This window comes from Enterobacter vonholyi (assembly GCF_008364555.1).
GTDB classification, from domain to species: Bacteria; Pseudomonadota; Gammaproteobacteria; order Enterobacterales; family Enterobacteriaceae; genus Enterobacter; species Enterobacter vonholyi.
The window spans coordinates 585614-600896 of record NZ_VTUC01000006.1 but is presented as its reverse complement, the minus strand read 5'-3'; the positions used below and the strand labels follow the sequence as shown (position 1 = coordinate 600896).

The window sequence follows — 15283 nt, the reverse complement described above, 5'->3', positions numbered from 1 at the left end:
TGATGAGCGAACGATTTCGTGATGTTTCACCGGAAGATGCCGAGCTTCAGCCCATTATCGAGGGGCTGTTCGGGGAATATGCGGCTCGCTACGGGGACTACTTCTCTAAAGATGCGGAAATTGAGCTCACCGAGTGGTATTTAGCGCCGCAGGGGCTGTTTATCGTCCTGGAGCGCGACGGGAAGATTATTGCCACCGGCGCGTACAAACCGTTCGACGAACGCACCGCGGAAATCAAACGCATCTGGACGGACAAAACCCTGCGTCAGCAGGGGCTTGCAGGGCGCGTGGTGCAGGAGCTTGAGCGCAGGGCGGTGCTGGCAGGGTACAGTCAGATCTACCTGACAACCGGCTTTCGCCAGCCGGAAGCGGTCAGGCTCTATCTCAGCCAGGGCTATCAGGCGCAGTTCGATCTGAACCGCGATCCGGAAGAGTACAGCCAGCCTCCGTTTGACGGTCGGCTGCGATTCACGAAAACGCTGGTACGCGAAGCGTTCAGTAAAACCGCATGAGGAACGACGATGAGCAACGTTGAAACCATTAAGGTGGTCCCGGCGCGTTATCCGCTGCGGGCCGTCGGCGCCGCGGTGGCGCTGTTTGTCCTGGCGGTCGTGATTCAGTCAGTCGCCTTTAACCCGCGCTGGGAGTGGGCGGTGTTCGCCCGCTGGTTCTTCGACCCGGTGATCCTCGAAGGCGTCGGGCAGACCCTGTTGCTGACGCTGATCGGTACCGCGCTGAGCGTGGTGTTTGGCGGCATGCTAGCCCTGGCGAGACTCTCTTCTTCCTGGCTGCTGAGCAGCCTGGCGTGGGCCTACATCTGGCTGTTTCGCTCGCTGCCGCTGATCGTCGTGCTGATCATCCTGTACAACTTTTCCTATCTCTACGACACGCTCTCGCTCGGCGTGCCGTTCACCGGCATCACCTGGGGCAGCTTTGAAACCATCAACGTGCTGGGGCAGTTCTCTACCGCCGTGGTGGGGTTAACCCTGGTGCAGAGCGCCTATACCGCCGAGATCATTCGCGGCGGATTCCTCGGGGTCGATCACGGGCAGTATGAGGCCGCCGCCGCGCTCGGCCTACCGGCCTGGCGCCGCACGGTCCGCATCATTTTGCCTCAGGCGCTGCGCACTATTCTGCCGTCGGGCTTCAATGAAATCATCAGCCTCGCCAAGGGCACGGCGATGGTGTACGTCCTGGCGATGCCGGAACTGTTCTATACCATCCAGATGATCTACAACCGCACGCAGGAGGTGATCCCGCTGCTGATGGTCGGTGCCGCGTGGTACCTGGCGATCACCACCGTCCTGTCCGCTATCCAGTACGGTGTTGAACGCGCGCTTGCCCGCAGCGAACGCCGCTCTGCGGTTAATCAGAATCGTGCCGCTCGTCGTACCCGTTCCGTCACCACCACGACAGCACAGGAGCCTATCCATGCAAGCCTCTCCTGAAGGACATATCTCCATTACCGGCGTCAGCAAGTATTTTGGACGCCATAAAGCGCTCGACAACGTTTCGCTTGAGATCCCGCCCGGTTCCGTGACGGTTATTCTCGGGCCGTCCGGGTCGGGCAAATCGACGCTGCTGCGCACCATTAACCATCTGGAGCGCGTCGACGAAGGCTTTATTCAGATTGACGGGGACTACATTGGCTACCGTCGTCAGGGCGACAAGCTCTACGAGCTGAAGGAGAAAGAGATCCTCAAGCAGCGCGTCAACGTGGGCTATGTTTTTCAGAACTTCAACCTCTTTCCGCACCTCACGGTGCTGGAAAACCTGATTGAGGCGCCCATCGCGCATAAAAAGCTCAGTAAAAAAGAGGCGGTGGAAAGAGCGTACAGCCTGCTGGATGTGGTCGGACTGCGGGATAAAGCCGATGCCTGGTCCCGGCATCTTTCCGGCGGGCAACAGCAGCGTATTGCCATTGCCCGCGCGCTGGCGTTACGTCCACGCGTGATGCTGTTTGATGAACCCACCTCGGCGCTGGATCCGGAGCTGGTGGGGGAAGTGCTGGATGTTATCAAAAAACTGGCCCGCTCCGGCACTACGCTGGTGGTGGTCACTCACGAGATCGGCTTTGCCCGGGAAGTGGCGGATCAGGTGGTGTTTATGGTCGACGGAAAAATTGTCGAGCAGGGCAGCAGTGACGAGGTGTTAAACCGTCCGTCACACGCGCGAACGCGCCAGTTCTTGTCAAAAGTGCTGTAAGGAGCGCAGATGAAATACGGACTTCTGGCGGGGCTACTTTTTACGACGGCGAGCCACGCCAGCATCGATCTGAAAGCCAACGAGCAGCCGCTGCCGGTGACGGTGGATCGGCAGGCCGTGGCGAAGATCCCCGCCGGTTATAAATTCGTTGAGCCGGGTACGCTGACGGTCGCCGTCTCGATGCTGACCCCCCCGCCGCTGGCGCTGCTGGCCAGCGATAACCGCACGCGGATTGGCAGCGACCCGGATATCGCCCGCCTGCTGGCGGGCAGCCTGGGGCTGAAGCTAAAGCTGGTGCCGACGGCATGGGAAGACTGGCCGCTGGGGATCGCTTCCGGGCGCTACGACGTGGCGCTGGTGAACATTGCGGTGACCGAACAGCGTAAAGAGAAGTTTGATTTTGCGACCTATCGCGTCGATTCGCTGGCGTTTTCAGTGAAATCCACCAGCGATATTCAGTCAATCAAAAGCGCGGCAGATCTGGCCGGGAAAAGGGTGATTGTTGGCTCTGGCACCAATCAGGAGCGCATCCTGCTGGGCTGGAACGAAGAGAACAAAAAGGCGGGGCGGGCGCCCGCGCTGCCGGTCTATCTCCACGACGATGCCTCGGGCAATCTCTATATCCAGTCCGGCAGGGCAGATGTGTTCTTTGGCCCTCAGTCGGTTTCATCCTGGAAAGCCGCGCTCACCGGCAAAACCCGCGTCGTGGGGTTAGGGCCAAAGAAGGCGTTTGTTGCCACGACCACTAAAAAGGGCAATGAGCTGGTTTACGCGCTGCAGGCCGCGCTGGACGGCGCGATTAAGCGCGGAGAGTACCAGAAGGTGCTGGCGCGCTGGGGCGAGCAGGGCGAAGCGGTGGCGCAATCGGAGGTCAACCCGCCTGGGATAACCTACTAAGGGTACTCTACACTTAGGGTTTTCATTCCCGAGGGGGCAACATGATTAAACTCTATGGCGTACCCGGCTGGGGCTCGGCGATCGGTGAAGTGATGCTGACCCTGGCTGATATCCCTTATCAATTTATCAACGTTGACGGGTTTGACCAGCCCGGTCCGCAGCGTGAATTACTGCAAAAGCTCAACCCGCTGTGTCAGGTACCTACGCTGGAGCTCGAAAATGGCGCCATCATGACCGAAACGGCGGCGATTGCCCTGATGGTGCTCGACAGATGTCCCGATCTCGCGCCGCCCGTGGGGCAGGCCGAACGCCAGCAGTTTCAGCGTTTGCTCATCTGGTTTGTGGCCAACGTCTACCCCACGTTTACGTATGCGGACTATCCCGAACGCTGGGTGCCGGATGCGCCCGAACAGCTGCAGAAAAACTGCATCGAATACCGGAAGTCCCTCTATTTGTGGTTCGAAAGCCAGCTCAAGGCTGCCCCGTTCGCGCTGGGGGAAAGGCTGACGCTGCTGGATGTTTATATTGCGGTGGCGCGCACCTGGGGGCCTCGTCACGCCTGGTTTGCCGAGAACACCCCTAAATTCACGGCGATTGCGGACACCGTATGTCAGCTGCCGGAACTGCACAAGGTGTTAAAGGCAAATAATATTATCTGATAACGTGGAACCCACATTCACAACCGGAAGCCTGCACATGCCACACGTAGATATCAAATGTTTTCCCCGTGATTTGAACGACGAACAAAAAGCTGCCCTGGCCGAGGATATTGCTGAGGTCATCATTCGCCATTTCAACAGCAAAGACAGTTCCGTGTCCGTTGCGTTGAATCAGGTGAACCAGGAGGACTGGAAGGCGCAGGTCTGGGATACCGAAATAGGACCGAAGCTGGACGAACTAATCAAAAAGCCAGGCTATTCAATGTAAGCGCAACTGCCGGGGGGAAACTCTCTCCCCGGTTTTTCCCCTCTCATCTTCCCGCTTTTTCGCAAAAATCGATAAAAATGCGTTTTGTCTTATCCGTTACACTTTACGTTTCTGGCTGACATTTCATACATCCTTAGGAAAGATCTCCAACAGAATCAATTAAGGACAGACACGTTAAAGGATAATTTTCTGATGACAAAATTACCCCGTTTTTCACTCGCCTTTCTTCATCCCCGTTACTGGCTAAGCTGGGCCGGCATTGCGGCACTGTGGCTCATCATGCTGCTCCCTTATCCGCTTCTGTTCAGAATCGGTAATGGCCTGGGTAGACTGGCGATGCGCCTGCTTCCGCGCCGCGTCGAGATTGCACGCCGCAACCTGGAGCTCTGTTTCCCGGAGATGAAAAAGGCGGAGAGAGAGTCATTGCTGCAGCGTAATTTTGAATCGGTAGGAATGGGGGTAATCGAAACCGGGATGGCGTGGTTCTGGCCTGCATGGCGAGTGCGGAAATGCTTTACCGTGACGGGTTATGAGCATATGGAGAAAGCCAGAGCGCAAGGAAAGGGCGTGGTGCTGGTGGGAATGCATTTTCTGACGCTTGAGCTGGGCGCGCGGATATTCGGCATGCTTAACCCCGGTATCGGGGTTTATCGTCCTAATAATAATGCCCTGCTGGACTGGCTTCAGACGCGCGGGCGCCTGCGCTCCAACAAAACCATGCTCGATCGCCATGATTTAAAGGGAATGATCCGTTCGCTGAAGCAGAATGAAATTTTGTGGTACGCCCCGGACCACGACTATGGCAAAACCAACAGCGTGTTTGTGCCGTTCTTCGCGGTGCCGGATGCCGCGACGACGGCGGGCAGCTATATGCTGGTCAAAAGCGCTAACCCTGCCGTCATACCCTTTGTGCCGCGGCGCAGGGCGGACGGCACCGGTTACGAGCTGATCATCCTGGAAGATATCAGTGAGGCGTTGCAGGGCGGCGATAAAGAAGTCGTGGCGACGCAGATGAACAAGGCAATTGAGCAGGCCGTACGCATGGCGCCTGAACAATATATGTGGCTGCACCGTCGCTTCAAAACGCGACCTGAAGGGGTACCTGACCGTTATGCTCGCCAGAAACAGGCGGCAACACGGGGTGATATTCTCTCCGCCAGCGAATTTTCTGACCGCTCAGGCGTACAGCACTAAACCCTCAGCAATGCCCTCACCCTGCGGTGAGGGCATGACCAGCGCTACAGCGCAGAACGGCGGTACGGCGCATAGTCTGCCTGCCACCAGGTCTTCTCAATGCGCGCCATCAGGGTTTCATCATCTAAAGACGGCGCCACGCCTTGTTCAATGGCGGCCCGGGCGACGGCGACGGCAATCTGGCGTGAAACCGTTTCAATCTGATCTACCGGCGGCAGCAGTCCGCCTCTTTCCGTGGTCACCAGTGGAGACTGTGCGGCCAGGCTGCGGCTTGCTGCCATCAGCATCTCTTCCGTCACCCGGCGCGCGTTGCAGGCCAGCACGCCAAGCCCCAGACCAGGGAAAATATAGGCGTTGTTACACTGGGCGATCTCGTAGTGCGCATTCTCCCAGAACACCGGAGCGAACGGGCTGCCGGTGGCCACCAGCGCGGCACCCTGTGTCCAGGCGATAAGATCCTGCGGCTGGGCTTCCGCCCGCGAGGTCGGGTTCGAGAGCGGCATGATGATGGGGCGCGGACAATGGCGATGCATCTCTTTGACGATCTCTTCGCTGAACAGCCCAGGCTGGCCTGAAACGCCGATCATCACCGTGGGATGCGCGTTCTTCACCACGTCCAGAAGGGAAATATTCTTCGCGTCCACCTGCCAGCTGCAAACGGCATCGCGCGCGGTAAGCAGGTTTTTCTGGAAATCGAGCAGGTTTGTCATGTCGTCGGTCAGCAGGCCGAAGCGATCGACCATAAAGATCCGGCTGCGGGCTTCGGACTCGGTCAGGCCGTCGTCCACCATCAGCGCCACAATTTTTTCAGCGATCCCGCACCCGGCAGAGCCGCTGCCCAAAAAGACCACGCGCTGATCGCGAATGCGCGTACCCGCGGCATGGGCCGCAGCCATCAGCGTACCGGCGGTGACGGCTGCCGTGCCCTGGATGTCATCATTGAAACAGCACAGCTGGTCGCGGTAGCGCTGGAGAAGTCGCGTGGCGTTTTTCTGCGCAAAGTCTTCAAACTGCAGGAGAACGTTGGGCCAGCGCGCTTTAACGGTGCTGACAAACATATCCATAAACTCAGCGTACTGGTCGTCGCTGATGCGCGGGTGGCGCCAGCCCATGTACATCGGGTCGTCGAGGTGTTGCTGATTATTGGTGCCGACATCCAGCATAATCGGGAGGGTGGAGGCCGGGTGGATCCCTCCGCAGGCGGTATAAAGCGACAGCTTGCCAATTGGAATGCCCATCCCGCCGATACCCTGATCGCCAAGCCCTAAAATACGTTCCCCGTCCGTCACCACAATCACGCGAACGTCGTTGCGCGAAAAGCTTTGCAGCATCTCATCAATACGATGGCGGTTAGGCCATGAAATAAACAGGCCGCGCGCGCGTCGATAAATCGTGGAGAAATGCTCGCAGGCTTCACCGACCGTCGGGGTATAGATAATCGGTAACGTCTCTTTCAGATGCGAACGCAAGAGGTTATAAAAGAGAGTTTCATTGGTGTCCTGAATATTTCGCAGGTAAACATGACGCGAAATATCGCTTTTAAAATGGCAGAACTGCACCCAGGCGCGCTCGGTTTGCTCTTCAATGGTTTCAACGTTATGCGGCAATAACCCATGCAGATTAAAATTATCACGCTCTTCTTTAATAAATGCGAGCCCTTTATTTAGTAGCGGGTTTTCCAGCAATACGGCACCGTTATAGGGGGTGTACAGAACTTCTTTCCGGGACATGGTTAACTCCTGAATTTTTTTAATAAAACAGATTAAGAGATTAAATAAATCATGATGCCTTCGGTCACGACCCCGATGGCAGTGCCAATTAATATGGAAGAGGATGCGGTATCAATATAGGTATCGCTGCGCAACGCAAACATCCCCGCCGCAATCGCGGAAGGTGTTGCGCCAATAATTACTACCTGCTGTAGTAAGGTATGGCTCAGGCCAAAGGCGAGCCCGGCGGCGGCCATCATTGCTGGCTGAATTAAGTTTTTAATACTGATATTGGTAAATGTCTGCACGTTCAGTTTTGGACGTTCACCGTAAAACAGCAGGCCGAGGGCAAACAGGGACAGTCCGCCTGAAACCTTGCCAACCATCTCAATAGGCATGCTGAGAATGGCAGGGATTTGCACGCCGGCCAGGCTGAGCAATACGCCGGAAACCGGGATCCAGACGATAGGGTTGCGTGCCGCTTTGATGAGGTTTTGCACGATCATCGCGCCCGGATGCAGCGCCTCCAGGCCAGCATGACCGCTTTTATCACCCATACGAATCAGGACGATAGTCAGGGGGATCATGATAACGCTGGTAATAATATTGCCGATCAGCACGCCGATAAATCCTTCCGGCCCAATCAATACCGCCAGAACCGGTGCGCCAAAGTAGGCCATATCAGGAAAGGCGCAAACCAGAGACTGAATGGCGCTGGTTTTGATATCGTGGCGAAAAACGTAGCGTGAAATAAATAAGGTCAGCAAATACGACCCCATTAAACCGACCACCAAAACGGCCATAAAGGTCAGGTTCTTAATTTTATTGGGATCGGTATGCAATGCACCAATAAAAAGATGAAAAGGAAGGGCGAAACGAATCACCACGGTTGCCATGACGTTTGCATCTTCACGCCGGGAATATCCCAACTTTCCACTTAGCCATCCAAGTAACATAATAAAGACGAGTGGAAACAGTGACTGTAAAAGTAATGAAGGCATAGTATTTCCTGTAGGGTATTTTATGTGTTTTATTGCAGCGCTAATCTATCGCTTAGATAGCAGCACAGGAGTGACATGGGTCACACTCTTTCTGGTTTTATTAATTTCAAAAAGGTTGTATTAGTTGAGCAAGTAATACTTTCGTTAAAAATTGATAAGGCGCAATAAAGCGATGCTGGTCACCATAAATAACTTTAGTTACTTAATAATGAATTAAGTTATTTAAAGTCAAAGGGCCGTATTGTTCACATTTCTCCTGGCAGGCTCGTGATAATTTCATATTGAGCCTGGTTTAAGAAAAGGCCATCTAAGTCTTTATTTATATTTAAGAACTTTTATTCGTATCAGGAATAGCTCCAGTTTATTCCTTTCTCTGTATATCCGAACACAATTTTCAGGTGATTATATGAAAGATAATCCTGTACCGACTTCTGAGCTGTCTACCTCGCGTTTTGCCTTTGGGCTCAACAATACCGAGGTGGGCACGGTCCCGTTGATGCTGTTCGTCGGGATTGCTGCCATTGTGGCGACGTCCGCCTGGGCAGGGCTGTTGCCGAAAAATATGATCGGTGGCCTCGCGGTCATCATGACCCTCGGTTTCGCGTTTGCCAAAGTGGGGCGTCAAATCCCGGTACTGAAAGATATCGGCGGCCCGGCGATCCTGTGCCTGATGGTCCCCTCCGTGCTGGTCTATTTTGGCGTATTCGGGAAACATACCCTTGATACCGTGCATCTGCTGATGAAAGAGGCGAATCTGCTCTATTTCGTCATCGCCTGCCTGGTAGTCGGCAGCATTCTGGGGATGAATCGGGTGCTGCTGATCCAGGGGATGATGCGCATGTTTGTTCCGCTGGTGGCGGGAACATGCATGGCCGTGCTGAGCGGCCTCATTGTGGGCTCACTGTTTGGTTATACGCCTTACCACACCTTCTTCTTCATCATTGTGCCCATCATTGGCGGCGGGATCGGCGAGGGGATTTTGCCGCTGTCCCTGGCCTATTCGGCAATACTGGGGCAGACGCCGGACGTCTTCGTTGCGCAGCTTGCACCCGCTGCGGTCGTTGGGAATATCTTCGCCATTATTTGTGCGGGCTCGCTGGCGCGACTCGGCGCGAAACGTCCTGCGCTCTCGGGAAATGGCATGCTCACGCGGAGTAAAGACGACGCCAGCCTGTTTGCCGGGGCGCAAAGCACGCAGCAGACGGATTTTCATCTGATGGGGGGCGGGTTACTGATGGTGTGCGCGTTTTTCATCGTCGGCGGACTGTTTGAAAAACTGGTGCACATTCCCGGCCCGGTGCTGATGATCCTGGTTGCCGTTCTGTGTAAATACTTCAGGGTGATCCCGGCCTCAATGGAGCAGGGCGCGCATAGCTGCTATAAATTCGTCTCGGCTGCGCTGGTCTGGCCGCTGATGATCGGCCTCGGGATGTTATACGTGCCGCTTGAGAGCGTGGTGTCGGTATTCTCGGTGGGATACGTTGTGGTATGCGGTTCAGTTGTGATTGCGATGGCGCTGAGCGGCTACGTTATTGCGTCGCGTCTGAATATGTATCCTGTGGAAGCGGCCATTGTGACCTGCTGCCACAGCGGGCTGGGCGGAACGGGGGACGTGGCCATTTTGTCCGCGTCTAACCGGATGTCGCTCATGCCGTTCGCGCAGATCGCCACCCGCATCGGCGGCGCGTCGACGGTGATTTTCGCCACGCTTCTGATGGGCTGGATTATGGCGCACTGATCAGAAAGCTCAGGATACTGAATCGCAACGACATTTTCAGGATGTCGCTGCGGTTCAGTCCTTTATAAATATCCCTGCGCTGTATAGAATTACCGCATCCACAGCGACGGGATATCACACCATGACCGGAAGAGTTGATTATCAGATTGAAAAATACCTCCTTACCGAAGCCGCCGAACCGGAGCGCCTGACGCGCCAGTGGGCGGAGGTGCTGGAGGAGTGTCGTGAGCAACAGTCCGGTGCAGAGGATCGTCTGCGTCTCGCGCTGCTTAATGTGGATTATGTCACCAGCTTCGAGCTGCCGTTCAGGCTGCTCCTCACCCGCGCGCCCCAGCTGATTGACGCTGTCAGAAAAGAGCTTCAGCTCAGTCAGAAAAATGTTCTGTTTAACGGCAAGCGCTTTGGCTGCGTCTATAGCCTTAAAAGGGATCTGGACGGCATACCTGACGAGTTTACCTATCAGCTGAAAACGCGTATCCATCGCAGTGACGCAACAGGATGTAACGAACTGCCTTACCGGCAAATTGCCCAGCAGGTTAAAGCCCCAAAGGAACGCCTCAAGCTGGCGCTGGAAAACGGGCTGTCTGTAACCGCGCTCGACGGACTTTTCTGGTTTGGCATTCAGCGCATCGCGGCCGATGTGCAACGGTTACGCAAAACAGGGATGCGGATCGTGACGTCCAACGCCGAGGTGTTCGATACGCTGACCAAAACAACCCGGCAGGTCCCGGTCTATCGCCTGGAAGGGACTCAAATTACTTAACCTGCAGCAGGATCGCCATCAGTCCCGGAAAGCGGGTATCCAGATCGTCTCTTCGCAATGAAATCATGTTTTCGCGTCCCTGCGGACGCTGCCAGATGACTCCGCTGTCGCGCAGTACGCGCCAGTGATGGGTCATCGTGGACTTCACCACATCTTCCGGGCGCAGCGCGTTGCAGCTGAGTTCGCTGCCATCGGCCAGCCGGCGAATTATCGCAAGCCGGAGCGGGTTGCCGAGGGCAAATAGCACATTTTCCAGCAGTATTTGTTCAGTTTCAGGGTGGTTTGGGATCATCGTTTTCCTGCGTATGGTGTCAGATTGAGCTATATCAACAATAGGTCAACCATTAAAAAATAGTTCGATAATACTCGTACAATAGGACTATTATAGCAAACGAACGAATGCACGACCATCCTGGTCGTCACAGACAAGTCATAAGACTTAAGGAAATATCATGCCCCGACCCATCCCTCTCGAACGTTATCGCAACATCGGTATCTCCGCGCATATCGATGCCGGTAAAACCACCACCACTGAGCGCATCCTGTTTTATACCGGGATGAGCCACAAGCTGGGTGAAGTACACGATGGCGCGGCAACCACTGACTGGATGGCGCAGGAGCAAGAGCGTGGGATCACGATTACCTCGGCGGCCGTCAGCTGCTTCTGGCCGGGTATGGACAGAGGATATGAACCGCACCGGATCAACATCATCGACACACCGGGGCACGTGGATTTCACCATTGAGGTGGAACGTTCCATGCGCGTGCTCGACGGCGCCGTGATGGTGTATGACTCTGTGGGCGGCGTGCAGCCGCAGTCGGAAACCGTCTGGCGTCAGGCCAATAAATATCACGTCCCGCGTCTGGCCTTCGTTAACAAAATGGACCGTCCGGGAGCCGATTTCTTCCGCGTCGTGCGGATGATGCAGGAACGCCTGAAGGCCAATCCGGTGCCGATTGTCATCCCGGTAGGTGCAGAAGATCGTTTCACCGGCGTGGTGGATCTCATCAAGATGCGCACTATTCTGTGGGACGATGCGACTCAGGGTATGGTGTTTACCTATGCGCCCGTGCCGGATGATTTAGTCAGCACCGCCCAGGAGTGGCGTGAAAAAATGGTCTCTGCGGCTGCGGAAGCCAGCGATGAACTGATGGACAAGTACCTGGAAACGGGCGATCTGTCGGAAGCGGAAATCATCAAAGGGTTGCGTATTCGCACTATCTCGGGCGAAATCCAGCCGATGCTGTGCGGCAGCGCGTTCAAAAACAAAGGCGTGCAGCGCATGCTCGATGCGGTGATTGAGCTTATGCCGTCGCCGCTGGACGTGCCTGCTATTGATGGCGTGGATGAAAAAGGGCAGCACGCGGAGCGTCATCCGAGCGATGATGAGCCGTTCTCGGCCCTGGCATTCAAGCTGATGAGCGACCCGTACGTTGGTCAACTGACCTTTATCCGCGTGTACTCTGGCGTGCTGCGTAAAGGCGACGCGGTGTATAACCCGGTGAAAGGGAAGAAAGAGCGTATCGGGCGTATCGTGCTGATGCATGCCAACGATCGTCACGAGGTGGACGAACTGCGCGCCGGGGATATCGCGGCCTGCGTGGGGCTGAAAGACGTGACCACCGGTGACACGCTCACCGATCCGAACGCCGTCATTACGCTTGAGCGCATGGAGTTCCCGGATCCGGTGATTTCGCTGGCGATTGAGCCGAAAACCAAAGGCGATCAGGAGAAAATGGGGATCGCGCTGCAGCGTCTGGCGGCGGAAGATCCATCTTTCCGCCTGCATACTGACGAAGAGTCCGGCCAGACCATTATCTCCGGGATGGGTGAGCTACATCTTGAGATCATCGTCGACCGCATGAAGCGTGAGTTTGGCGTCGAAGCGAACATTGGTCGTCCGCAGGTAACCTACCGCGAAACCCTGCGTAAAACGGTGAAGGATATCGAAGGCAAATTTGTCCGTCAGTCCGGCGGCAAAGGGCAGTACGGCCATGTGGTGCTGAGCCTGGAGCCGCTGGAGCCTGGAAGTGGTTTTAAATTTGAAGATGCCACTAAGGGCGGCGTGGTTCCGCGCGAGTATATTCCGTCCGTTGAGAAAGGGCTGCGGGAAGCGATGAACAGCGGCGTGCTGGCGGGCTATCCGGTTGTAGACGTCAAAGCGACGCTGACGTTTGGCTCGTATCATGACGTTGACTCCTCGGAGATGGCGTTCCGCATGGCGGCGATCCTCGGCTTTAAAGAGGGCGCCCGCAGGGCGGACCCGGTGATCCTTGAGCCGATCATGCATGTGGAGGTGGAAACGCCGGAAGAGTACGCCGGTAACATCATGGGCGATCTCTCTTCCCGTCGCGGTATGGTGCAGGGGATGGCGGAGCAGTACGGAAGCCAGATTATTCGCGCTGACGTGCCGCTGGCCGAGATGTTTGGCTATGCCACGACATTGCGCTCGATGTCCCAGGGACGCGCGACGTATACGATGGAGTTCCATCATTTTGCGGAAGCCCCGCGGAATGTTGCGGATGAAATTATTGCGCGTCGTGCGAAGTAATACGGTCACCCTCTCCCAATTGGGGGAGGGTTTTCTCAATCCAGCGCCTTCACCATTTTCCCGCTCGCCACAAACGTCCCGGCCCCAAGATGATGCAGGGTATTCAGCTTATCCCCGTCAAACTGCCAGCGTCCGGCGACAAACGCGCGTTCATCGGCTGCCGCTGAAACCACTTCACCAAACAGCGTATCGTATTTTTCTGCCGCGGAGGTGACGGGTAGTAACCGACACTCCATCCACGCCAGACATTTTTCTTCAATCACCGGCAGGCCAAGCTCAGGACCGTTCACCACCGGGATCCCGTAGCAGTTGAATTTGTCTTCATCGCGCCCGCTGACGCTACCGACCGCGTATGTCCAGTTTGCCGCCGCCACGCCGGGGATGACGATGCCAAACTTCCCGCTGCGCTCGATCAGCTCGCGTGACCAGGTACTTTTATCCACGACGATCGCGATGCGCGGCGGTTCAAACTCAACGGGCATTGACCATGCGGCGGCCATCACGTTACGTCTGTCGAGGCTTTCATCCCGACTGGTGATAAGCACAGTAGGGCCGTGGTTCAGCAGACGGCTGGCATGACGTAATTCAACAGGGCGAAAGTGGCTCATAGGATCTCCTCATCTACACCGATGATTATGGCGAAAAAGCACGTAAATCAAAGTGAGTGGGTAAAATTAGTTTATAAACAGAACATCACAATCAAAGGAAACTGATGCATGTCCCCATTCCTGACCGCCTATTTCGCCCGCATCGGCTGGACGCAGCCGACACGGGTGGATATCGATACCCTGCGCGCGCTGCATTTACATCACAACTGTGCAATCCCTTTTGAGAATATCGATGTCGTTCTGCCGCGCGAAATCCAGCTTGACGATCGGTGCCTCGTTGACAAGCTGGTCACCGCACGTCGCGGAGGCTACTGCTTTGAGCAAAACGGCCTGTTCGAGCGCGTATTGCGTGAGGTCGGATTTACGGTGCGCAGCGTGCTGGGACGCGTGGTATTAGCGAGTCCGCCGCAAATGCCGCCGCGCACGCATCGCCTGCTGCTGGTTGAGCTTAACGGTGAGCGCTGGATAGCCGATGTCGGGTTTGGCGGCCAGACGCTGACGGCGCCGATTCGCCTGCTCGCTAATGAAGAACAGGAGACGCCGCACGGCCTGTACCGTCTGCTGAGCGAGGGCAACGACTGGGTGCTGCAGTTCCGTCACCACGAGCACTGGCAGTCGATGTACCAGTTTGACCTGACTACGCAGTATTTCAGCGATTACGTGATGGGGAATTTCTGGTCGGCGCACTGGCCGCAGTCGCATTTCCGTCATCATCTGCTGATGTGTCGCCATCTGCCGGACGGCGGCAAGCTGACGCTGACCAACTTCAACTTTACCCACTGGCAGAATGGCCATGTGGAGGAGCAGATCCATTTGCCGGATGCCGAGGCGCTTTATCAGCTGATGCAGGAACGCTTTGGACTGGGCGTTGACGATGCAAAACACGGATTTTCCCTGGCGGAGCTAACGGCGGTAATGGCGGGCTTTGATACACATCCTCAGGCCGGGAAATAATGCGCAAAGAGGGGGCTGTTGGCCCCCGACAACTTCACTTCTGAGACGGGGGAGTAAATAACTCGAGGGTGATTAATTTATCCAGATGATTGTTAAACGCGGTTTCATCCATTTCGGGCATGTTTAAGATATACATCCCGTCAAGACCGCATACCAGGCCAATCAAGCGCCAGGCGATATTTTCCGCCCGATCGCCAGGACGAAATACCCCGGCCTCTGTTCCCGCACAGATCAGCGCCACCGTTTCCTGATGCCACATCTCCATGGTCATCACATAGGCGCCTTTGATATCGGCATCGCGGCTGGCCAGGATCTGCGCTTCGCGCCACAGGCGAATATAGGGCTCGAACCTGCCGTCATCGCTGCCGAGCATGTCATGAAGCTGCTCCCGCCATCCGGCCTGTTTACCCGCGACATCCGCATCTAACAGCTCGCGAATTAACCGTACGAAGGCCAGCGATTTTAGCTCTCCGCCGGAGGTAAAATGGTGGTGAACCTGTCCGGTCGCAACCCCGGCTTCAGCTGCAACGCGGCGTACCGTCATTGCCGCCAGTCCTTCGGCCAGCGCCACGCGCATGGCGGCCTGTAAGATGGCTTCGCGCCGTTCATCCTTGCTCAGATATCGCATCGTTACTCACTCTCAATGGGAACGAAACGAGTGTAACAAAAAGCTGGACACGCGTTCAACTTTACGTAGGATCGCAATCTGGACATGTGTCCAGGTTTAAAATGAAA

General features: G+C 55.9%; 16 protein-coding genes. 11 read left to right on the top strand and 5 right to left on the bottom strand.

What is annotated here, in order from left to right; translation table 11 throughout:
* The first annotated feature begins 2 nt into the window (after nucleotides 1-2).
* The 7 genes from F0319_RS11550 (at nucleotide 3) to F0319_RS11520 (ending at nucleotide 5223) form a co-directional block, all read left to right on the top strand.
* The gene (locus tag F0319_RS11550) at nucleotides 3-512 is read left to right on the top strand and encodes a GNAT family N-acetyltransferase (protein WP_111963655.1); all 510 of its coding nucleotides are present in this window, start codon (nucleotides 3-5) and stop codon (nucleotides 510-512) included.
* 9 nt (nucleotides 513-521) lie between these two features.
* Nucleotides 522-1448, top strand: a complete 927-nt coding sequence (locus tag F0319_RS11545) for an amino acid ABC transporter permease (protein WP_111963654.1) — start codon at nucleotides 522-524, stop codon at nucleotides 1446-1448.
* Nucleotides 1432-2205, top strand: a complete 774-nt coding sequence (locus F0319_RS11540) for an amino acid ABC transporter ATP-binding protein (protein ID WP_023311967.1) — start codon at nucleotides 1432-1434, stop codon at nucleotides 2203-2205. Before F0319_RS11545 ends, F0319_RS11540 begins: the two co-directional genes overlap by 17 nt.
* Nucleotides 2206-2214: 9 nt before the next feature.
* The gene (locus F0319_RS11535) at nucleotides 2215-3102 is read left to right on the top strand and encodes a transporter substrate-binding domain-containing protein (RefSeq protein WP_149366984.1); all 888 of its coding nucleotides are present in this window, start codon (nucleotides 2215-2217) and stop codon (nucleotides 3100-3102) included.
* A 41-nt stretch (nucleotides 3103-3143) separates the two neighbouring features.
* Nucleotides 3144-3761 carry a glutathione S-transferase family protein gene (locus F0319_RS11530; RefSeq protein WP_111963652.1) on the top strand — a complete coding sequence of 206 codons (618 nt, stop codon included), beginning with the start codon at nucleotides 3144-3146 and terminating at the stop codon, nucleotides 3759-3761.
* 37 nt (nucleotides 3762-3798) lie between these two features.
* The gene (pptA, locus tag F0319_RS11525) at nucleotides 3799-4029 is read left to right on the top strand and encodes a tautomerase PptA (RefSeq protein WP_023311964.1); all 231 of its coding nucleotides are present in this window, start codon (nucleotides 3799-3801) and stop codon (nucleotides 4027-4029) included.
* A 192-nt stretch (nucleotides 4030-4221) separates the two neighbouring features.
* The gene (locus F0319_RS11520; protein ID WP_149366983.1) at nucleotides 4222-5223 is read left to right on the top strand and encodes a Kdo(2)-lipid IV(A) acyltransferase; all 1002 of its coding nucleotides are present in this window, start codon (nucleotides 4222-4224) and stop codon (nucleotides 5221-5223) included.
* Nucleotides 5224-5267: 44 nt separating this feature from the next.
* Here F0319_RS11520 and F0319_RS11515 read toward each other — a convergent pair whose 3' ends face one another.
* A complete protein-coding gene (locus tag F0319_RS11515) occupies nucleotides 5268-6953 on the bottom strand; it encodes an NAD-dependent malic enzyme (protein ID WP_111963650.1) in 1686 nt (561 codons plus the stop codon).
* Between the two features lie 32 nt (nucleotides 6954-6985).
* Nucleotides 6986-7933, bottom strand: coding sequence for an AEC family transporter (locus F0319_RS11510; RefSeq protein WP_111963649.1), 948 nt, complete (start codon nucleotides 7931-7933; stop codon nucleotides 6986-6988).
* A gap of 406 nt (nucleotides 7934-8339) precedes the next feature.
* Between F0319_RS11510 and F0319_RS11505 the strand changes: the two genes are divergently transcribed.
* Nucleotides 8340-9671, top strand: a complete 1332-nt coding sequence (locus tag F0319_RS11505) for a 2-hydroxycarboxylate transporter family protein (RefSeq protein WP_149366982.1) — start codon at nucleotides 8340-8342, stop codon at nucleotides 9669-9671.
* A gap of 121 nt (nucleotides 9672-9792) precedes the next feature.
* Entirely contained in the window at nucleotides 9793-10434 is a 642-nt protein-coding gene (locus tag F0319_RS11500) for an ECs1377 family protein (protein WP_149366981.1), read from the top strand.
* Here the strand turns inward: F0319_RS11500 and F0319_RS11495 are convergent.
* Nucleotides 10427-10726, bottom strand: coding sequence for an ArsR/SmtB family transcription factor (locus F0319_RS11495; RefSeq protein ID WP_149366980.1), 300 nt, complete (start codon nucleotides 10724-10726; stop codon nucleotides 10427-10429). The two genes, F0319_RS11500 and F0319_RS11495, sit on opposite strands and share 8 nt — an antisense overlap.
* A 160-nt stretch (nucleotides 10727-10886) precedes the next feature.
* Here F0319_RS11495 and fusA point away from each other — a divergent pair, with 160 nt between their 5' ends.
* Complete coding sequence (gene fusA / locus F0319_RS11490; protein WP_127731047.1) at nucleotides 10887-12986, top strand: elongation factor G; 2100 nt, start codon at nucleotides 10887-10889, stop codon at nucleotides 12984-12986.
* A 35-nt stretch (nucleotides 12987-13021) separates the two neighbouring features.
* Here the strand turns inward: fusA and F0319_RS11485 are convergent, their stop codons facing one another.
* A complete protein-coding gene (locus tag F0319_RS11485) occupies nucleotides 13022-13594 on the bottom strand; it encodes a flavin reductase family protein (protein ID WP_032656883.1) in 573 nt (190 codons plus the stop codon).
* A gap of 108 nt (nucleotides 13595-13702) precedes the next feature.
* Here F0319_RS11485 and nhoA point away from each other — a divergent pair, with 108 nt between their 5' ends.
* Entirely contained in the window at nucleotides 13703-14548 is an 846-nt protein-coding gene (gene nhoA, locus F0319_RS11480; RefSeq protein WP_149366979.1) for an N-hydroxyarylamine O-acetyltransferase, read from the top strand.
* A 34-nt stretch (nucleotides 14549-14582) separates the two neighbouring features.
* Here nhoA and F0319_RS11475 read toward each other — a convergent pair whose 3' ends face one another.
* Complete coding sequence (locus F0319_RS11475) at nucleotides 14583-15176, bottom strand: TetR family transcriptional regulator (protein ID WP_149366978.1); 594 nt, start codon at nucleotides 15174-15176, stop codon at nucleotides 14583-14585.
* Between the last annotated feature and the right edge of the window lie 107 nt (nucleotides 15177-15283).